The sequence below is a fragment of the Arthrobacter sp. KBS0702 genome, from assembly GCF_005937985.2.
Taxonomy (GTDB): Bacteria; Actinomycetota; Actinomycetes; order Actinomycetales; family Micrococcaceae; genus Arthrobacter.
The window spans coordinates 3513451-3531598 of sequence record NZ_CP042172.1; the positions used below are offsets into that span (position 1 = coordinate 3513451).

Consider the following 18148-nt stretch of genomic DNA (forward strand, 5'->3'; position numbering starts at 1 on the left):
ATTGGCAGGAAGTGGTCAGATTGCAGCAGCTGGACGCGACGGACCGGCGGATCCTCCTCGCCCTCGATGCGGACCCGCGGGTCCCCATCATGGTTCTGGCCCAGAGACTCGGCCTGGCCCGCGGGACGGTCCAGTCCCGCTTGGAGCGGATGACGGCGTCGGGCGCGCTACGGCCCAACAGCAGCAGGGTGCTTCCGGCCGCACTGGGCCGCGGAGTGGCGGCGGCGGTGAGTGCAGAGCTGGACCAGAGCCACCTGAATGAGGCGATCGCCGCGCTGCGGAACATCCCGGAGGTGCTGGAGTGCCACGCGCCCGCAGGCGACACCGACCTGCTGATCCGGGTGGTGGCCACGAGCCCGGACGACCTTTACCGGGTCTCCGAGGAAATCCGCCTCTGCCCCGGCATTGTGCGGACCTCGACGAGCATGTTCCTGCGCGAGGTCATCCCCTACCGGACCACAGCCCTGCTGGACGGCTAAGCCGCCGGGCCTGACACTGCCGCAACCGACATTGCCGCATCAGACACAGCCGGGTCACACCGGCGGCCCGGCGTTCGACTTCAAGTTCTTCATGACCAAGGTGGAAGTCAGCCGCTCGACGCCGGGCAGCGAGGTGAGTTCGGCGTCGTAAAAGCGCTGGTACGCCGGCAGATCCTCCGCAATGACCTTCAGCAGGTAGTCCGGTTCGCCGAAGAGCCGCTGGGCCTCGACAATGTTGGGGTTCTCCGCCACGCGGTTTTCGAAGATCTCCATCGTGGCGCGGTCCACCTGCCGCAGCGTGACGAAGACAATCGCCTCGAAGCCAAGCCCCACCGCGGCCGGGTCGATGTCGGCGCGGTAACCCCGGATGACACCGCTGGCCTCCAGCTCCCGGAGCCTGCGGTGGCACGGCGCCACGGTGAGTCCGACCTTCGCGGCGAGCGCGGTCGCCGTCATTCTCCCGTCTTCGCGGAGGTAGCGCAAAATACTTCTGTCGATGTGGTCTATCACGCAATAACCTTATCGTCGGCGCGGGAAACTGAGCGAAATCAGTAAACACTTATGGGCGGGGAATTCCTAGGCTTGTTTCTGTAGCCGCACTTTCAGGAGACCGCCATGAATCCCCAGCTTTTTCTCGCCTTCATTGGCGTCGCCGTGGCCCTCGCCTGCACCCCCGGCGTGGACTGGGCCTACTCGATTGCGGCCGGGTTGAGGGAGCGCAGCTTTGTACCGGCGGTTGCGGGCCTGTGCGGCGGCTACGTCGTGCATACCGCGCTCCTGACCGCGGGGCTTGCCGCCGTCATCACCGGCATGCCCGGGCTCCTCGGCTGGCTCACGGTGGCGGGCGCGGCCTACCTGCTGTGGCTGGGCACCGGCACGGTGCGGTCCTGGCGGAGTGCCAGCTTCGGTGCGCAGCCCGTTGCCGGTCCGGCGGCCCCGGCCAACGCGCAGGGCACCGCCCCCGCCAATCAGTTCCGGATCTTCCTGCAGGGCATGGGTACCAGCGGCATCAACCCGAAGGGGTTGCTCTTCTTTGTCGCCCTGGTGCCGCAGTTCGTCAGCCCGGACGCCGCGCTGCCGGTGCCGCTGCAGTCCGGCCTGCTGGGCCTCACCTTCGTGCTGCTCGTGGCGGTGATCTACAGCTGCGTGGCCCTGCTGGCCCGCAGGCTCCTGCACTCCCGGCCCGGAGCAGCCCGGCGGGTGACGCTGGCCAGCGGGGTCATCATGGTGGCCCTGGGGCTGGTGCTCCTGGGCGAGCAGCTGGCTCCGGTGGTCGCGGGGATTGCCTGGCAGTAGCCTCCCGGCATCCGCCCGCAACGGATCATTCCCCGTTCAGCGCCTTCCATTCCTGTTCCCAGAGCCTGCGTTCCTCCGCGTCCTTGCGGATGACTTCGAAGGTTTCGAGCTCGGCGGGCCGGCCGCGCAGCCAGTCACGGGGATTCAGTGACCTGCGGCCGTTGTCCAGGAGCAGCAAGGCGCGGTCCGTCAGGGCATCATTGCGGAGCGCCAGGTGGGTCTTCCGCCGCCGGAGAACTTCCTGCAATGCCGCCTGGGAGGCCTTGGACGCACCGAGGCGGCGCAGCGACCGCGCGCGGATCAACAACAGCGCGGCCGAGAGGTCATCGGCATTCAACAGCCCCTCCGTCCAGACGGTCACTTCCTTGTCCCGGCCCAGAGCAAACGCCACCGAGCACCGGGCCAGGGCCGCGGGCAGCGAGGGCGGCAACGAGGCAACAGTCTGCAGCGCCGCCTCGAGGTGGCCTGTCTCGCGCAGGGAGTGCGAAAGCGCCAGGAACACAGCTTCCTCGCTGAAGAGAACCGGAACCTCAAGGCGCTCGGCCACTTCAACCCGGGTGACCACGCGGGTCAGATAGCCGGAAGCGAACTGGTTGGCGTCGTCGTCGTTCCTGGTGGTGAGGCCGCGCTGGAGGAGTTCCGAGGCGCGCAGGTAGCCGCCTTGCTGGTGCGCCAGGAGCCCGGCCAGCACGTAGCACAGCCCGGCCCAGCCTGGGTAGGCGCGGCCCGCGGCGATCAGCCGGTTGGGGTCGGTGTTGTGGAAGGTCGCCTCGTACACCGCTTTGGCTGCCTTCCCGGAGATCCGCTTAAGCCGGGGGATGGTGCCGTCCACGCTGAGCAGCGCCCCGCTCCGGCCGCCGAGCGCCGTGTGCAGGATGCCGCCGACGCCGTCCGCGATGTCCCGCACCGGTGTGCGGACCTGTGGGCTGCCGAACGGGGTGAGGTCGCGGGTGTCGCGGTAGATGGGTCCCAAGGACTGTCCGGCGCTCATTCTTCCATGCTAATAGCGCGCGCCGGGCGGCCGGCCGGCCGACTAAGCGGCAGCGGCCACCCAGACGCCGATCACCCAGGTGCTCGCGGCCAGGCAGGCCAGTCCGAACTCGGTGATCATGCCGAGGCCGGTGGCCTTCAGGGCCGCCCAGCTCGAGGTGACGGCGGTCCGCCAGGCGCGGGTGCGGTGGAGCTCGCTGAGCAGCAATCCGGCAGCGAAACCCACAAAGAGGCCCACCACCGGGATGAGGAACATCCCGGCGACGCCGAACACCAGGCCCGTGACAACGGACCGGCCGGGAATGCTGTGTTGTTTCAGCTTCCGGCCAGTCAGCACGGCCCCGGCGGCCATCCCGGCCAGCACCAGCACCAGGCCGATCCCGAAGACCACCCAGCCGGTGGCGCCGGCGCCGCCCCAGAGTGCCCAGGCCAGCAGACTCAGTCCGATCAGGATGCTGCCGGGCAGGACGGGGACGATGATGCCTGCCACGCCCACCAGGATGGCCAGGCCGCAGAGGATGGTCACGACGGTTTCGGGGTTCATCGCCCCAGTCTAGGGCTGGCGGCGGCGGCGGTTGCCTACTCCGCCTCCACCGCAGCGGCGACGGCTGCCGAGACGGCCGGGGCCACGCGCGGGTCCAGCGGGCTCGGCACGATGTAATCGGCGGAGAGCTCGTCCTCGGCCAGTTCGGCGATGGCGCGGGCCGCGGCCAGCTTCATGGCCGGGGTGATGCGCCGGGCCCCGGCGTCGAGGGCGCCGCGGAAAATGCCGGGGAACGCCAGGACGTTGTTGATCTGGTTGGGGAAATCGCTGCGGCCGGTGGCGACGACGGCGGCGTACCTGGACGCGACCTCCGGCAGCACCTCGGGGTCCGGGTTGGAGAGGGCGAAGACGATCGCGCTGTGGTTCATCAGCTTCAGGTGCTCTTCGTCCAGCCGGGAGGAGGAGACACCGATGAACACGTCGGCGCCAAGGAGCGCCTCGCCCGGGCCGCCGACAACGCCGCGGGGGTTGCTGCGGGCCGCGAGCTGCGCCTTCTTGCTCGCCGGATCCGCGGCGATGTCCGCGCGGTCACGGTTGATCACACCGCGGGAGTCCAGCAGCACGACGTCGTCGATACCGGCGGTCAGCAGGATTTCGGCGACGGCGATCCCGGCCGCGCCGGCGCCGGACACCACCACGCGGAGCCCTTCCAGCTCGCGGGAGGTGACCTTTGCGGCGCCCGTCAGGGCGGCGAGGACGACGACGGCCGTGCCGTGCTGGTCGTCGTGCATGACCGGGCAGTCGAGGGCCTCGATCAGCTTTTCTTCGAGTTCGAAGCAGCGCGGCGCCGAAACGTCCTCGAGGTTGACCGCGCCGAAGCTGGGCCGCAGGCGGACCAGCGTCTCGACAATCTCGTCGACGTCGGTGGTGTTGAGGACCAGCGGGATGGAGTCGAGGTCCCCGAACGCCTTGAAGAGGGCGGATTTGCCTTCCATCACCGGCAGCGAGGCGCTGGCCCCGATGTCACCCAGGCCCAGCACGGCAGTGCCGTCGCTGACCACGACCACTAGGCGCTGCGCCCAGGTGTGGCTCTTGGCCAGGTCCGGGTTGGCGGCGATGGCGCGGCTGACCTGGGCGACGCCGGGCGTGTAGGCGATGGAGAGATCGCGTTTGCTGGCCAACGGGACGGTGCTGGCGATCGAGAGCTTGCCGCCCTCGTGGGCGGCGAAGATTTCCTCGTCGCTGAGCGCTGCTACCGGCGCGTCTGCGGCTCCGTCGGGGGAGGTGGAATTGGCGGGAATGATCGTTTCAATGGACACGTCGTTGTCTCCTGGGGCTCACCGTGGGCGTACGGCACTTGGCTGCTGGGGCACAGTGGTGCCCGAGATGGTCTGGGGGAACTTCGCGGGCGGCCCGGGGGTGGCGGGCCTGCGGTGAAGCTCCCGGAAGTGCTGGCGCTGGCGCCGCTCCGGTTCTGCCATGGTAGACAACGCAGCGCCGCGGCGGAGATTCATCCAGACATATTCCGGTAACTGGTCTAGACCGGCTTCGCGCTCCCGCGCCCCCGGGAAAGCAGGGAGCAGGCCTTCTTGAGGTCTTCCTCGGCCTCGAACAGCGAGAGCCTGCGGCAGCGGACCGACTGGACCAGGCCCGTGACGGTGAGCAACAGGACCCGGGAGACGGCCGGGTCGCCGCTGAGCACCGTCACAGCCTTCTCCGCGGTCGCGTCGATGTCCCGGAGCAGCCGGGTGGTGTCAGTGTCCTTCGCGTAGACCGCCCGGTTCAGGCATTGCTCCACCGCAGGCTGCATGAGGCGCATGTGGAAGATTTCCATCACCACACCCACCAGCGCATGCACCGGAACCCGGGTCCCGGACGGCCACTCGCCGAGATGCAGCTCGCCGAGCTGCTTGCGGTACAGGGCCAGCATCAGCTGGGTCGAGGAGGGAAAGTAGCGGTACAGGGTACCCAGCGGCACGTCCGCCTTGGCCGCCACCTCCGAGAGCACCACGGAGTCCAGGCCCTTCCGGGCAAAGCCGGCCGCGACCTCAAGGATCCGCGCATAGCGCCGCCTTTGCCGGGGCAGGGTGGGCGGCGGGGCCATTGGCGGAAGATCCGAAGGGAATTCAGGCATCAGCAGCGTTCCGGGGTCGTTTTTCTCGGCAGCCGGGAGGGTTAGTCCACAGCGCTGCCGCGGGAATCCCGTCCACTATACGGCACGGCAGGGGGCCGAATGCCAGTCAAACGGGCTCCCGGCGGCCCTAGTCCACGCCCTTGATCTTCACCACAAACACGGCTCCCAACAGACCGATCACCGCGGCGGCCACGTAGAGCGAAACGTACCCTCCCCAGTAGGCCACAAAGGGGTAGGCAATAAGCGGCGCGAGCACCTGGGGCAGCGAATTGGCGATGTTGATAACCCCCAGATCCTTGCCCCGGTTCAGCGCGGTGGGCAGCACCTCGGTGATGAGGGCGAAGTCGACGGCCAGGTAGGCGCCGAAGCCGATGCCCAGCACCGAGGCCCCGATCAGCGCGCCCGGCCAGGTGGGGGCCACGGCCAGGATCAGCGCGGCCACTGCGATGATGGCCGAGGAGAGAATGACGAGCGGTTTGCGGCGTCCCATCCGGTCGCTCAACCTGCCGCCGACCACACTCGTGATGATGACCATGACCGCGTACAGACCGGTGAGGATCAGGACGCCGGACTCCGCCGCCAGACCCTGCGTCTGTGGCAACCGCACCGCGTCGGTAAGGAAGAACAGCAGGTACAGCGTCACCATGTGGTTGCCGATGTTCACCAGCAGCCGGGTCAGCCAGGCCCAGGCAAAGTCTGGGTAGCGGGCCGGCGAAATCCAGAAGTTCCGGGCGAATTCCGCGAGCTTGAAGGGTGGCCGCCCGTCCCGCGGCAGCGCGACGTCGTCGTTCTTGAAGAAATACAGCACGACGCCGGCCAGCAGCGCCAGGGCACAGACCAGATAGCCGAGCGCGAAGTTGCCGGAGACGACGGCGGCGATCACCGCGCCGGCGAGGATGCCCACCGTCTGGCCCATCGCCGCGAGGCCTCCCACCGTGCCGCGCTGCGGCGCAGGCACCCGGTCCGGAATGGCGGCCGTGATGGCGGCGTACGCCCCGTTGCACCCGGCCTGCACAAGGCACCAGAGGATGGTCATGACGGCGACGTTGGGGGCCCCCGCGAGCGCGGCGAGGGCGGCCGCACCGAGAATCGCGCCGAAGAGCACCCAGGGCACCCGGCGTCCGCGGCGGGCAACGGTCCGGTCGCTGAGCGCACCGAACAGCGGGTTGGCCACGAGCGACACCGCCGCCCCTGCCCCGGTGACGAGGGCCAGGATGGCCTCCTTTTCGCCCTCGTTGAACGCCGCGGCCTGCTGGCCAAGCAGCACCTGGAGCGGGCCGAAGAAGGCCGCATTGATCCCAACGTTGACCAGGACGACGCCGGCGGTCCACACCGGGCGCACGCGGCGCTGCGGTTCGGCAAGGGCCGCCACTGCGGTGTCGGACAGGCTCATGTGGTTCCCCCCGGAACTGATGACTGAAGCTGATGATCAGTGTGCGCCCAGACTATCGTGGGCATCAACGCCCGCCAGCCATTGCCGAGAACCAGGAGAACCCGTGCCAGACTCACCCGTGAACCCCGCCAGCCCCGTCAACACCGCCGACCTGTTCGACGAGCGGGGCGAGGAGCTGGACTCCATTGCCCTGCAGTTCCAGTCGCTCGGCGGCCTCACCCACTTCAGTGGTCCCGTCCGGACCATCCGCTGCCGGGAGGACAACGCCTTGGTCAAGGCCATGCTCGGCACGCCGGGCAACGGCGCGGTGCTGGTGGTCGACGGCGGCGGCTCGCTCCGCACAGCGCTGATGGGGGACATGATCGCGGCGAGCGCGGTGGAGAACGGCTGGGCCGGCGTCGTGATCAACGGCGCCATCCGGGACCGGGTGGCGATCGCCGGGCTTCCGCTCGGGGTGAAGGCCCTCGGCAGCAACCCGCGCAAGAGCGCCAAGGCCGGGGCCGGCGAGACAGACGTGGAGCTGGACATCGACGGCGTCGCGGTCCGGCCGGGCCAGCGGATCTGGTGCGACCCGGACGGGATCCTGCTGGAACGCTGAGCGCTTTCACGGCTGGCCCCCGAGGGACGGGGAACGCGGACGGGGAACGCGGACGGGGAACGCGGACGGGGAACGCGGACGGGGAACGCGGACGGGGAACGCGGAAGGGAACCTTACGGGAACAAAGCAGCCGGTAAGATAGTTACTGAAAGCAACCTTCGTGCTTGACCCCATAAACTTCCCCTCGGAGCAGTCATGTCCAAAACCACGTCCTCACGCCTGCCCGGCGAGGTCCTGACACACCGTCAGACCATCACCGTCATGGTGGGCCTTATGCTCGGCATGTTCCTGTCGTCGCTGGACCAGACCATCGTGTCCACCTCGATCTACACCATCGCCAATGACTTGGACGGCCTCTCGCTGCAGGCCTGGGCCACCACGGCGTACCTGATCACCTCCACCGTGAGCACGCCGCTCTACGGCAAGCTCAGCGACATCTTCGGCCGCCGCCCGCTCTACCTCGCCGCCATCCTGATCTTCCTGGCCGGCTCGCTCTACGCCGGCTCCGTCCACTCGATGACCGAGCTGGCCATTGCCCGCGGTATCCAGGGCATGGGCGCCGGCGGCCTGTTGGCCCTCGCGCTGACCATCATCGGGGACATCGTGGCGCTGAAGGACCGCGCCAAGTTCCAGGGCTATTTCATGTCGGTCTTCGGCATCTCCTCCGTGCTGGGGCCCGTCATCGGCGGTGCCTTCGCCGGTACCACCACGATCCTGGGCTTCGACGGGTGGCGCTGGGTCTTCTTCATCAACATTCCGATCGGCCTGGCTGCCCTCGCCGTCGTGTTCCTCTACCTGCACCTGCCGGCCAAGCACCTCAAGCAGAAGATCGACTACTGGGGCGCCGCCGCCATCACCCTGGCGATCGTGCCGCTGCTCCTCGTCGCCGAACAGGGCCGGACCTGGGGCTGGACCTCCACCGGCGCCTTCCTTTGCTACGGCCTCGGCGTCCTCGGCATCGTCGCGTTCCTGCTGGCCGAAAAACGCGCCGGCGACTACGCCCTGATCCCGCTCCGGCTCTTCCAGAACATCACCTTCGGGCTCTCCTCCCTGCTGAACTTCATCATCGGCGTCGGCATGTTCGGTGCCATCGCGATGCTGCCGATGTACCTCCAGCTGGTCAAGGGCCTGACCCCCACCGAGGCCGGCCTGATGATGATCACCTTCACCGTGGGCATCCTCACCGGCTCCATCACGGCCGGCCGGACCATCTCGGCGTCGGGCACGTACCGGATCTTCCCGATCCTTGGCACCGCCGTCCTGACTGCGGCCGCCGTCGTCATGGGCCTCTCCCTCGGCGTGGACACCCCGCTCTGGGTGCCCGGCGCGATCGCCGTGTTCTTCGGCCTGGGCCTGGGCTTCTGCATGCAGCCGCTCACCCTCGCCATGCAGGTCTCCGTCCCGGCCAAGGACATGGGCGTGGGAACCTCCTCGGCCGCGTTCTTCCGCTCCATGGGCGGCGCCGTGGGCACCGCCGTGTTCATCTCGATGCTGTTCAGCCTCGCGGCGGACAAGATCGCCACCGGCATGAAGGACGCCGCGCAGAACGCGGACTACCTCAGGGTGCTCAAGGACCCGGCCGTCGCCGCCGACCCCGCCAACGCCAAGCTCTACGAGTTCTTCAAGAACGGCGCCAGCAACGACTCCCTGAACGACACGAGCTGGCTGCACACCGCCAACTCGGCGCTGACCCGGCCGATCACCGAAGGCTTCGCCCAGTCGATCGACGCCGTCATGCTCACCGCAGCCGTGCTCACCGGCGTCGCCTTCCTGATCAGCTTCGCGCTGCCGAACAAGAAGCTCACCGACCCGAAGGCCGCCGCCAAGGAGGCGGTCCCGGCGCACTAGGCACCCGCGAACGAGCGTCCCGGCAGGCAGTCTTTTGGACTGCCTGCCGTTTGCGTTTCCGGGCGCGGAGAACTGTATGTTTCATCTCACTTTCGGCGCCCTGTGATGTGCATCGCGGTGGCGCCGGTGTAAGACTTGGTAGTTGCGGCGCGAGCCGTGGACCACGAATTGCCGAGGGAGCCACATGACCACCACCCAAGACCAGACCGTCGCCAAGATCCCCAAACGGGTCATTTGGCTGGCCGTGGCGGGCGCCGTTGGCGGCTTCCTCTTCGGCTTCGACTCCTCGGTCGTCAACGGCGCAGTCGACGCCATCAAGGAAGAATTCGCGCTCAGCGAGGCCGTGACCGGGTTCGCCGTTGCCGTCGCCCTGCTTGGCTGCGCTGCCGGCGCCTACCTGGCCGGCAAGGTCGCTGACCGTTACGGCCGCATCCCCGCCATGAAGCTGGGCGCGCTGCTGTTCCTGGTCAGCGCTTTCGGCACCGGCTTCGCGTTCGGCGTCTGGGACCTGATCTTCTGGCGCCTCATCGGCGGCCTGGGCATCGGCCTGGCCTCGGTGATTGCCCCGGCCTACATCTCCGAGATCTCGCCGCGGCACGTGCGCGGCCGGCTGGCGTCGCTGCAGCAGCTCGCCATCACCACCGGTATCTTCGCGGCGCTGCTCTCCGACGCCGTGTTCGCCAACTTCGCCGGCGGCGCCGACCAGAACCTGTGGTTCGGCATCGAGGCCTGGCGCTGGATGTTCATCGCCGGCGCCATCCCCGCCGTTGTGTACGGCTGGATCGCCTTCACGCTGCCCGAATCGCCGCGGTTCCTGGTGTTCAAGGGCAAGGACGAGGAAGCCCTCAAGGTCTTCCAGTCCATCGCCCCGGACGACGACACCGACCGCCACCTGCGCGACATCAAGAAGGCCATCGAGGAGGACAAGCTCGCCGGCCAGAAGGGCTCCCTGCGCGGCAAGGCGCTTGGCCTGCAGCCGGTGGTGTGGATCGGCATCATCCTCTCGGTGCTCCAGCAGTTCGTCGGCATCAACGTGATCTTCTATTACTCCACAACGCTCTGGAAGGCCGTTGGTTTCCAGGAGAAGGACTCGCTCACGATCTCCGTGGCCACCGCGATCACCAACATCCTGGTCACCCTTGTGGCGATCGCGCTCGTGGACCGGATCGGCCGCCGCCCCATCATGCTGGCAGGTTCCATCGGCATGGCCGCCTCGCTGGCCACCATGGCCTTCGCCTTCGGCTCCGCTACCGGCTCGGGCGACTCGATCACCCTTCCCGGTGCCTGGGGCCCCGCCGCCCTGGTGGCCGCCAACGTCTTCGTGATCAGCTTCGGCGCCTCCTGGGGCCCGCTGGTGTGGGTGCTGCTGGGCGAGATCTTCCCGTCCCGCATCCGCGCCCGCGCCCTGGGCCTGGCCGCGGCCGCCCAGTGGATCGCCAACTTCGCGATCACGCTGAGCTTCCCGGTCATGGCGGCTGCCTCGCTGCCGCTGACCTACGCCATGTACGCCCTGTTTGCGGCGGCGTCGTTCTTCTTTGTGATGTTCAAGGTGCCGGAGACCAACGGCATGGCCCTGGAGCACGCCGAAACGCTCTTCGTCCCGAAGGGGTCCGCCAAGAAGTAGCCCGCCCCGGCGAGCGCGAACGTACACTTGAGGCCCCTGTTTCCGCGGAAATAGGGGCCTCAAGTGTACGTTCGCGCTGTGGGTGAGGGCCTAGACGAGGTGCGGCTCGTGCGCGGACAGGTACCCGCGTCCGCTGAGGACCACTGCGATTGCCAGCGCCATGGCCACGGCCGCGGCGAAGAACGGCACCTGCGGCCCGAAGTGCTCGCCCAGCTGTGCCGCGGCGAACGGGGCCAGCGCGCCGCCCATCCAGCGCACGAAGTTGTACCCGGCGGACGCGACCGGACGCGGCGAATCCGAGACCCCCATCGCCAGCTCGGTGTAGATCGTGTTGTTGATCCCCAGCAGCGCGCCGGAGGCCACCACGAGGACGACGACGGCGGGCACCGAGTGCCCCGAGGCCAGGCCCAGGCCAACGAGGTCCAGGAGCAGCAGGGCGAGCGTGCCGCCCAGGGCCCGCACGGCCCCGAAGCGCCGCTGCAGTGCCGGGGCCACGAAGACCGAGAAGACAGCGACGGCGACGCCCCAGCCGAAGAACACCGCGCCGATCCCGTAGGCATCCATGCCCAGGATGAACGGGGTGAAGGCCAGGATGGTGAAGAAGCCGTAGTTGTAGAACAGCCCGCTGGCCGCCGTCGTCCGCAGGCCCTTGTGGCCCAGGGCAAGCAGCGGATCCCGCAGCCGGACCTTCCGCTCCGGCCGCGGGGTCTTGGGCAGCAGCGCGACCAGGGCGATGAAAGCCGAGGCCATCAGCACCGCGGTGCCGAAGAACGGGGCGCGCCACTGCCAGCCGCCGAGCAGGGCGCCCAGCAGCGGGCCGAGCGAAATGCCAAGGCCCAGCGCGGCCTCGTACAGGATGATGGCGGTCCCGGCGCCGCCGCTTGCGACGCCGACAATGACGGCCAGGGCGGTGGCGACGAACAGCGCATTGCCCAGCCCCCAGCCGGCGCGGAAGCCGACGAGTTCGCTCACGCTGCCGGAGAGGCCGGACAACGAGGCGAACACCACGATGATGGCAAGGCCGGCGAGCAGGGTCCGCTTGCCGCCGATCCGGGAGGAGACGAATCCGGTGATCAGCATGGCGACGGCGGTAACCAGGAAGTAGCTGGTGAACAGCAGGGACACCTGGCTGGGGGTGGCGTCGAGGTTTTTGGCGATGGCGGGCAGGATGGGGTCCACCAGCCCGATCCCCATAAAGGCAAACACCGCCGCGAGGGCAGTGGCCCAGACCGCCTTGGGTTGTTTGAGCAGTGAGGCTTTTTCGGCCTCAAGGGTTGATGTTGCTTCCGGCGCTGGCGCCGTGAGCTGGCCGTCCATGGAAGGCGCTCCTAATGTCGTGGTTTGGTCTGTCGTTGTGCCCTGCGGCCCTGAGAGCCGCTTGTCAGGGCTGCAGGGACTCGTTGATCTTGCCGATGACCGGGATGACGGCCGCGAGGGCTTTCCGATCGGCATCGGTGAGTGAACCGAGGATGGCCGCCATGACCGCGTTGCGGCGCTGGTTCGCCGAGTCGACGGCGGCGTGTCCCTCGCGGGTGAGGTGGACGCGGACGGCCCGGGAGTCGGCCGGGTCAGCCTCGCGGCGGACCAGCCCGGCGCGTTCGAGCTTGATGATCTGCTCGGTGGCGCTCGGCACCTTGACGCCGAGGTTCCGGGCAATTTCACCCACCCGCACGCCGCCCGCTTCGGCAGTGCCACCCGAGCTGTCCAGCAGCATCTTGAGCGTGCTCAGCTGGGCGGCGCTGAGTTCACCGTCGGCGTCCAGCCGCCGGACCAGGTAAATGCTGTGGCGCAGGGCTTCGCGGAAATCTCCGGCGAGGGCGATCAGGCCGGCGTCCGGCAACGGTTGTTCACTCATAGTTAGGTAGCCTAACAGTTAGGCATCCTAAGAGTCAATGGAGGCTAGAGCAGGAGCTTCATGCCCTCATGGCTCGCCGCAAACCCCAACCGTTCGTAAAACCGGTGGGCCGCCGTCCTCGACTTATCAGTGGTGAGCTGCACGAGGGAACAGCCGCGGCGTCGGGACTCCGCGAGCGCCCACTCGACCATGGCGGCGCCGACGCCCTGACCCCGCAGTTCGGCGGCGACCCGGACGGCCTCAAGCTGCGCGCGCCACGTCCCCCGCCGGGACAGGCCCGGGAGAAAACTGAGCTGGAAGGTAGCCACAATTCGGGACCCGGAACCGTCCTCCGGCACCAGGTCCCCGACCAGCAGCAGGTGGGCCGGGTCGGCGTCGATCGCGTCAAAGGCCGCCTCATAGGGCGCCGGATCCGTGGGGTCCTCCCGCGAGGAGCCCAACTGGTCGTCGGCGAGCAGCCGGAGAATGGCGGGCAGGTCCGTCCGGGCCGCGGGGCGCAGGCGGAAAGTTCCGGCGTCGACGCCGAATTTTAGCAGGGCGGTCTGGTCAGCCGAAGTGGAAGTCACCCACCCAGCTTGCCATGACGCAATGGTTGCCACCCGACAAGGCCGCCAGCGTTCCGAAGCTGTACTTTGGTAAGGCTGATTTGTAACCGCCGTCACCTTCGGCGGACCACACAAAGGATTGTTGACATGCCCGAACAGACAACCGCGGAGCAGAGAACTGCCTCCAGCCGGGACACCGAGCCCCACCTTGCACGCTCGTTGAGCAACCGGCACATCCAGCTCCTGGCCATCGGCGGCGCCATCGGCACCGGTCTCTTTATGGGCTCCGGCAAGACCATCTCGGTAGCCGGGCCGTCCGTGATCTTCGTGTACATGATCATCGGCTTCATGCTGTTCTTCGTGATGCGCGCCATGGGCCAGCTGCTGCTGTCCAACCTGAACTACAAGTCCTTCAGCGACTTCGCCGGCGACCTGCTGGGCCCCTGGGCCGGCTTCTTCACCGGCTGGACCTATTGGTTCTGCTGGGTGGTCACCGGCGTGGCCGACGTGATTGCGATCGCGGGCTACGCCGAGCAGCTCTGGCCCGGCGTCCAGCTGTGGGTCCCGGGCATCGCGACCATCATCATCCTGCTGCTGCTGAACCTTCCGACCGTCAAGGCCTTCGGCGAGACGGAATTCTGGTTCGCCCTGATCAAGATCGTGGCCATCGTGGCGCTGATCGTGGTGGGCCTGGTCATGATCTTCACAGGCTTCCAGTCCAACGCCGGCACGGCCAGCTTCAGCAACCTGTGGAGCCACGGCGGCCTCTTCCCCAAGGAATTCATGGGCTTTGTGGCCGGCTTCCAGATCGCCGTCTTCGCGTTCGTGGGCATCGAACTGGTGGGCACCGCCGCGGCTGAAACCAAAAACCCGGAGCACAACCTGCCGCGCGCCATCAACGCCATCCCACTGCGCGTCATGCTCTTCTATGTGGGCGCCCTCATCATCCTGATGTCGGTTACCCCCTGGACCGGGTTCAAGGCCGGGCAGAGCCCGTTCATCGCCATGTTCTCCCTCGCCGGCCTCGGCATGGCCGCCACCGTCGTGAACCTGGTGGTCCTCACGTCCGCCATGTCCTCGGCCAACTCCGGCATCTACTCCACATCCCGGATGGTCTACGGCCTGGCCAACGACGGCGACGCCCCCAAGCTCTTCGGCCGCCTCTCCAGCCGCAAGGTCCCGCAGAACGCGCTGTTCCTGTCCTGTGTGCTGCTGCTCGCCGGCGTCGCGCTGCTGTATGCGGGCAAGGACGTGGGCGTGGCCTTCGACATGGTCACCACGGTCTCCGCTGTCTGCTTCATGTTTGTCTGGAGCATCATCCTGGCCAGCTACCTGGTGTTCCGGAAGCGCCGGCCGGAGCTGCACGCGGCCTCGACGTTCAAGATGCCCGGCGGCATCCCGATGGTGTGGGTCGTCTTCGCGTTCTTCGCGTTCCTCATCTGGGCGCTGACCACACAGCCGGACACCCTCGTCGCCCTGCTGGTCACGCCGCTCTGGTTCGCGATCCTCGGCGCGGCATTCGCAGTCGTCCGCCGCTCGCCGTTGCACCAGGCCCGCGTGGCCGAATGGAAGGCGATGGCCGACGCCGAGACCGACGCCGCCCGCGTCTGACCCTCCCGCAGATCCCGGCTTAAACAACGGGCCCTCCCTCACACCAGGTGAGGGAGGGCCCGTCGTTTCTCCGCGAAAGGTGCGGGAGCGTCCGGCTAGACGGCGGCCTTGGCCTCCTCGACGAGGGCGCGGACGGCCGGGAACAGCGGGTGGTCCGCGTCCAGGCCGGTGATCCTCGTGGTGGCGTCCTCCGGGGTGGAGGAGTTCAGGATCTGCGCCAGCTCAACGGCCTCGGCGTCGGCCGGGTCATTGAAGCGCAGCGCGGCGGCGATCGCTCCGAGCAGCGCCTCCGGGACGATTCCGCGCTCGGCCAGCTCCGCCGCGGGCCCGATGAAGCGTTCGTGCCGGCTGAGCTTCCGCAACGGCGCCCGCCCCACCCGGTTCACAGTGTCCGGAAGGTGCGGGTTGGAGAAGCGGCCGAGGATCTTCTGCACGTAGGCTTCCTGTTCCTCGCGGTTGAAGCCGTGCTTGGCCACCAGGAGTTCCTTGGTCTCGTCCAGCACGGCGCGTACGTCCGCGGCCACGTCCTGGTCCGCCATGGCTTCGGATATCTTGGCCAGGCCCGCGTCGAAGCCGAAGTATGCCGCGGAGGCGTGCCCGGTGTTCACGGTGAAGAGCTTCCGCTCAATGTAAGGGGCCAGGTCGTCCACGAAGGTCGCCCCCGGAATGACCGGCTCCTTGCCCCCGAACGGGGTGCGGTCGATGACCCACTCGTAAAACGTCTCCACCGTGACGTCCAGGCCCTGCCCGGCCTCCTGGTTGGGCACGATCCGGTCCACCGCCGTGTTGGCGAATACGGCGGCGGCGTCCAGCGAGCCGGCGGCCGGGTCCCACTGGGCGGTAATTTCGGACTTCAGGATGTCGGTGGCGTTGATGGCGTTCTCGCACGCCATCACCTGCAGCGGCGCCAGCCCCGCCGCCCGGGCCGCGATCCCCTTGGCGATCACGGGCGCCACGAACTTCAGGATGTGCGGGCCCACGGCGGTGGTGACGATGTCCGCCGTCGCGATTTCCGCGACGACGTCGGCCTCCCGAGTGCCGGAGTTGAGCGCGCGGAAGTTATCCACGGTCCGCACGGCGGGGCTGTCCCCCACCTCGTGCACCTGGTAGCTGTCCGCTGCGGCGAGGGCGGTGATGAGGGCGTCCGCGACATCCGCGAACACCACCTCATAACCGGCCTCGTGCAACAGCAGCCCGACAAACCCGCGGCCGATGTTTCCGGCTCCGAAATGTACAGCCTTCACTAGGAGTTGACCCTTCCGAACAGGTCGAGCACTTCATCGACGGTGGTGGCCGCCTCCAGTTGCGCGACCTGGGCCTTGTTGGTGAAGACCTTGGCGATCGAGGACAGGATCTGGAGGTGCTCGTTGTTGATGCCGGCGACGCCGACGACGAACTTGACCTCCTTGCCGTTCCAGTCGATGCCGTTCGGGTAGCGGACCACGGACACCGCGGACTTCATGATGTGGTCCTTCGCGGCGTTGGTGCCGTGCGGGATCGCGAGGTGGCTGCCCATGTACGTGGAGACGGATTCCTCGCGCTCGTGCATGGCGTCCAGGTAGCCGGCGTCGACGGCGCCGCGGTCCAGCAGCAGCCGGCCCGCCTCGTCGATCGCGGCGTCGCGGGTGGTTGCCGTGCCGCTGAGCACCACACTGTCGGCGACCAGGATGCCGGACGGGCCGGCCCCGGCTTCCGGCTCGGCGGCCGTTTCCGCGGCCACCGCGGTGCCTGCGCCCGCGCCGGCACCCGCGCCGCCGGCCACGGCGCCCGAGGCGTCCGAGGCGTCCGCCGGTGCGTTGCTGCTCTTGACCAATTCCACGATCTCGTCGTACTTCGGCGAGTTCATGAAGTTGTCCACGGAGACGTGGACGGCGCTGGACGTGGCGGGCCTGGCCCGTTCGGTCAGGTCCTGGTGCGTGATGACGACGTCGTAGCTGTCGCTGAGGTTGGCGATGGCGGAGTTGGTGACCTTGACGTCCGGGTAGCCGGCGGCCTTGATCTTGTTCCGCAGCACCGAGGCGCCCATCGCGGACGAACCCATACCGGCGTCGCAGGCGAAAACGATGTTCTTGACCGGACCGGCCAGTACCGCGACGCCGCCCGCACCGGATCCTGCCAGGGTGGAGGAGACAGAGCTCTTCTTGCCCTTCAGGGCTTCCATCCGGGTGGTTGCCGCGCCGAGCTCGTCACCCTCGACGTCCTTGCTGGACTTGAGGATGACGGAGGCAATCAGGAAGGACACGGTCGCGGCAAGCAGCACGGACAGCGCCACGCCGAGAAAGCTGTCCGCGGGAGTGGCGGCGAAGACCGCGATGATGCTGCCCGGAGCGGCCGGCGACCGCAGCCCGGCGCCGGTGAGCACGAGGGTGAAGATGCCGGTCATGCCGCCGCCGATCGCGGCGAGGATGATGATCGGCTTCATCAGCACGAACGGGAAGTAGATCTCGTGGATGCCGCCGACGAACTGGATCAGCGCGGCACCGGGGGCCGACGCCTTGGCCATGCCCTTGCCGAAGATCATGTAGGCAAGCAGGATGCCGACGCCCGGGCCGGGGTTGGCCTCCAGCAGGAACAGGATGGACTTGCCCTGGGCCAGCGCCTGTTCGGTACCCAGCGGGGTCAGGATCCCGTGGTTGACGGCATTGTTCAGGAACAGGACCTTGGCGGGCTCGATGAAGATGCTGGTGAACGGCAGCAACCCGTTATTGACCAGGAACTCGACGACGCCGCTGGCGCCGTTGCTGAAGGCCTTCACCACCGGGCCGATCACCAGCATGCCGAAGATGGCCATGACGGCGGCGACGATGCCTGCGGTGAAGTTGTCGATCAGCATCTCGAAGCCTGGCTTGACCTTGTTTTCCCAGAGGCTTTCGATCTTCTTCATGATCCATGCCGTCAGCGGGCCCATGATCATGGCGCCGATGAACATAGGGATGTCCGTTCCGACGATCACGCCCATCGTCGCGGCCGCGCCGACGACGCCGCCGCGAACCCCGTAGACCATGCGCCCGCCGGTGTAGCCGATCAGGAGCGGCAACAGGAAGGTGATCATCGGCCCGACCAGCTTGGCCAGGTCCGCGTTGGGGGTGAAGCCCGCCGGGATGAAGAAGGCCGTAATGATGCCCCAGGCAATGAAGGCGCCGATGTTGGGCATGATCATGCCGGACAGGAAAGTGCCAAATTTCTGTACACCGACCCGCACACTGCTCCGGGGTTTCGCCACTGTCTCTGTTGCCATGTGATTTCCTAACCGTGATTCCTGCGGCATCGCAGGATTGTCCGATATTTTCG

At 67.8% G+C, this 18148-nt stretch carries 17 protein-coding genes; 6 read left to right on the forward strand and 11 right to left on the reverse strand.

What is annotated here, in order from left to right; genetic code table 11:
• Positions 1 to 20: 20 nt before the first annotated feature.
• A complete protein-coding gene (locus tag FFF93_RS16210; protein WP_186372297.1) occupies positions 21 to 479 on the forward strand; it encodes an Lrp/AsnC family transcriptional regulator in 459 nt (152 codons plus the stop codon).
• A gap of 54 nt (positions 480 to 533) precedes the next feature.
• Here FFF93_RS16210 and FFF93_RS16215 read toward each other — a convergent pair whose 3' ends face one another.
• Entirely contained in the window at positions 534 to 989 is a 456-nt protein-coding gene (locus FFF93_RS16215; RefSeq protein WP_138768015.1) for an Lrp/AsnC family transcriptional regulator, read from the reverse strand.
• Between the two features lie 105 nt (positions 990 to 1094).
• Here FFF93_RS16215 and FFF93_RS16220 point away from each other — a divergent pair, with 105 nt between their 5' ends.
• Positions 1095 to 1775: a LysE family translocator gene (locus FFF93_RS16220; RefSeq protein WP_138768014.1), complete on the forward strand. Its 681-nt coding sequence runs from the start codon at positions 1095 to 1097 to the stop codon at positions 1773 to 1775.
• A gap of 25 nt (positions 1776 to 1800) precedes the next feature.
• Here FFF93_RS16220 and FFF93_RS16225 read toward each other — a convergent pair whose 3' ends face one another.
• The 5 genes from FFF93_RS16225 to FFF93_RS16245 all read right to left on the reverse strand — a co-directional run bounded on the left by FFF93_RS16225 (position 1801) and on the right by FFF93_RS16245 (position 6776).
• Entirely contained in the window at positions 1801 to 2766 is a 966-nt protein-coding gene (locus FFF93_RS16225; RefSeq protein ID WP_138768013.1) for a hypothetical protein, read from the reverse strand.
• 42 nt (positions 2767 to 2808) lie between these two features.
• Positions 2809 to 3309, reverse strand: a complete 501-nt coding sequence (locus FFF93_RS16230; RefSeq protein WP_138768012.1) for a DUF456 domain-containing protein — start codon at positions 3307 to 3309, stop codon at positions 2809 to 2811.
• A gap of 35 nt (positions 3310 to 3344) precedes the next feature.
• Positions 3345 to 4568 carry an NADP-dependent malic enzyme gene (locus FFF93_RS16235; RefSeq protein WP_395858398.1) on the reverse strand — a complete coding sequence of 408 codons (1224 nt, stop codon included), beginning with the start codon at positions 4566 to 4568 and terminating at the stop codon, positions 3345 to 3347.
• 218 nt (positions 4569 to 4786) lie between these two features.
• Complete coding sequence (locus tag FFF93_RS16240; protein ID WP_138768011.1) at positions 4787 to 5383, reverse strand: TetR/AcrR family transcriptional regulator; 597 nt, start codon at positions 5381 to 5383, stop codon at positions 4787 to 4789.
• Between the two features lie 127 nt (positions 5384 to 5510).
• Complete coding sequence (locus FFF93_RS16245) at positions 5511 to 6776, reverse strand: MFS transporter (protein ID WP_138768010.1); 1266 nt, start codon at positions 6774 to 6776, stop codon at positions 5511 to 5513.
• Between the two features lie 103 nt (positions 6777 to 6879).
• On the opposite strand from FFF93_RS16245, the gene rraA reads away from it, so the two are divergent.
• The 3 genes from rraA (at position 6880) to FFF93_RS16260 (ending at position 10846) form a co-directional block, all read left to right on the forward strand.
• A complete protein-coding gene (gene rraA, locus FFF93_RS16250; protein WP_261375201.1) occupies positions 6880 to 7374 on the forward strand; it encodes a ribonuclease E activity regulator RraA in 495 nt (164 codons plus the stop codon).
• 195 nt (positions 7375 to 7569) lie between these two features.
• Positions 7570 to 9222: an MDR family MFS transporter gene (locus tag FFF93_RS16255; RefSeq protein WP_138768008.1), complete on the forward strand. Its 1653-nt coding sequence runs from the start codon at positions 7570 to 7572 to the stop codon at positions 9220 to 9222.
• Between the two features lie 184 nt (positions 9223 to 9406).
• Positions 9407 to 10846, forward strand: a complete 1440-nt coding sequence (locus FFF93_RS16260; protein ID WP_138768007.1) for a sugar porter family MFS transporter — start codon at positions 9407 to 9409, stop codon at positions 10844 to 10846.
• 90 nt (positions 10847 to 10936) lie between these two features.
• Here the strand turns inward: FFF93_RS16260 and FFF93_RS16265 are convergent, their stop codons facing one another.
• The 3 genes from FFF93_RS16265 to FFF93_RS16275 form a co-directional block, all read right to left on the reverse strand.
• Positions 10937 to 12163, reverse strand: a complete 1227-nt coding sequence (locus tag FFF93_RS16265; protein WP_138768006.1) for an MFS transporter — start codon at positions 12161 to 12163, stop codon at positions 10937 to 10939.
• A 64-nt stretch (positions 12164 to 12227) separates the two neighbouring features.
• Complete coding sequence (locus tag FFF93_RS16270) at positions 12228 to 12701, reverse strand: MarR family winged helix-turn-helix transcriptional regulator (protein WP_138768005.1); 474 nt, start codon at positions 12699 to 12701, stop codon at positions 12228 to 12230.
• Positions 12702 to 12745: 44 nt separating this feature from the next.
• Entirely contained in the window at positions 12746 to 13267 is a 522-nt protein-coding gene (locus tag FFF93_RS16275) for a GNAT family N-acetyltransferase (protein ID WP_261375202.1), read from the reverse strand.
• Positions 13268 to 13393: 126 nt separating this feature from the next.
• Here FFF93_RS16275 and FFF93_RS16280 point away from each other — a divergent pair, with 126 nt between their 5' ends.
• Complete coding sequence (locus FFF93_RS16280) at positions 13394 to 14857, forward strand: amino acid permease (RefSeq protein WP_138768004.1); 1464 nt, start codon at positions 13394 to 13396, stop codon at positions 14855 to 14857.
• A 95-nt stretch (positions 14858 to 14952) separates the two neighbouring features.
• On the opposite strand, the gene FFF93_RS16285 is transcribed toward FFF93_RS16280, so the two are convergent.
• Together FFF93_RS16285 and FFF93_RS16290 are read right to left on the reverse strand one after the other, a co-directional pair.
• Positions 14953 to 16101, reverse strand: coding sequence for a mannitol-1-phosphate 5-dehydrogenase (locus FFF93_RS16285; protein WP_138768003.1), 1149 nt, complete (start codon positions 16099 to 16101; stop codon positions 14953 to 14955).
• A complete protein-coding gene (locus FFF93_RS16290) occupies positions 16101 to 18095 on the reverse strand; it encodes a PTS mannitol transporter subunit IICBA (RefSeq protein WP_138768002.1) in 1995 nt (664 codons plus the stop codon). Before FFF93_RS16290 ends, FFF93_RS16285 begins: the two co-directional genes overlap by 1 nt.
• Positions 18096 to 18148 lie beyond the last annotated feature (53 nt).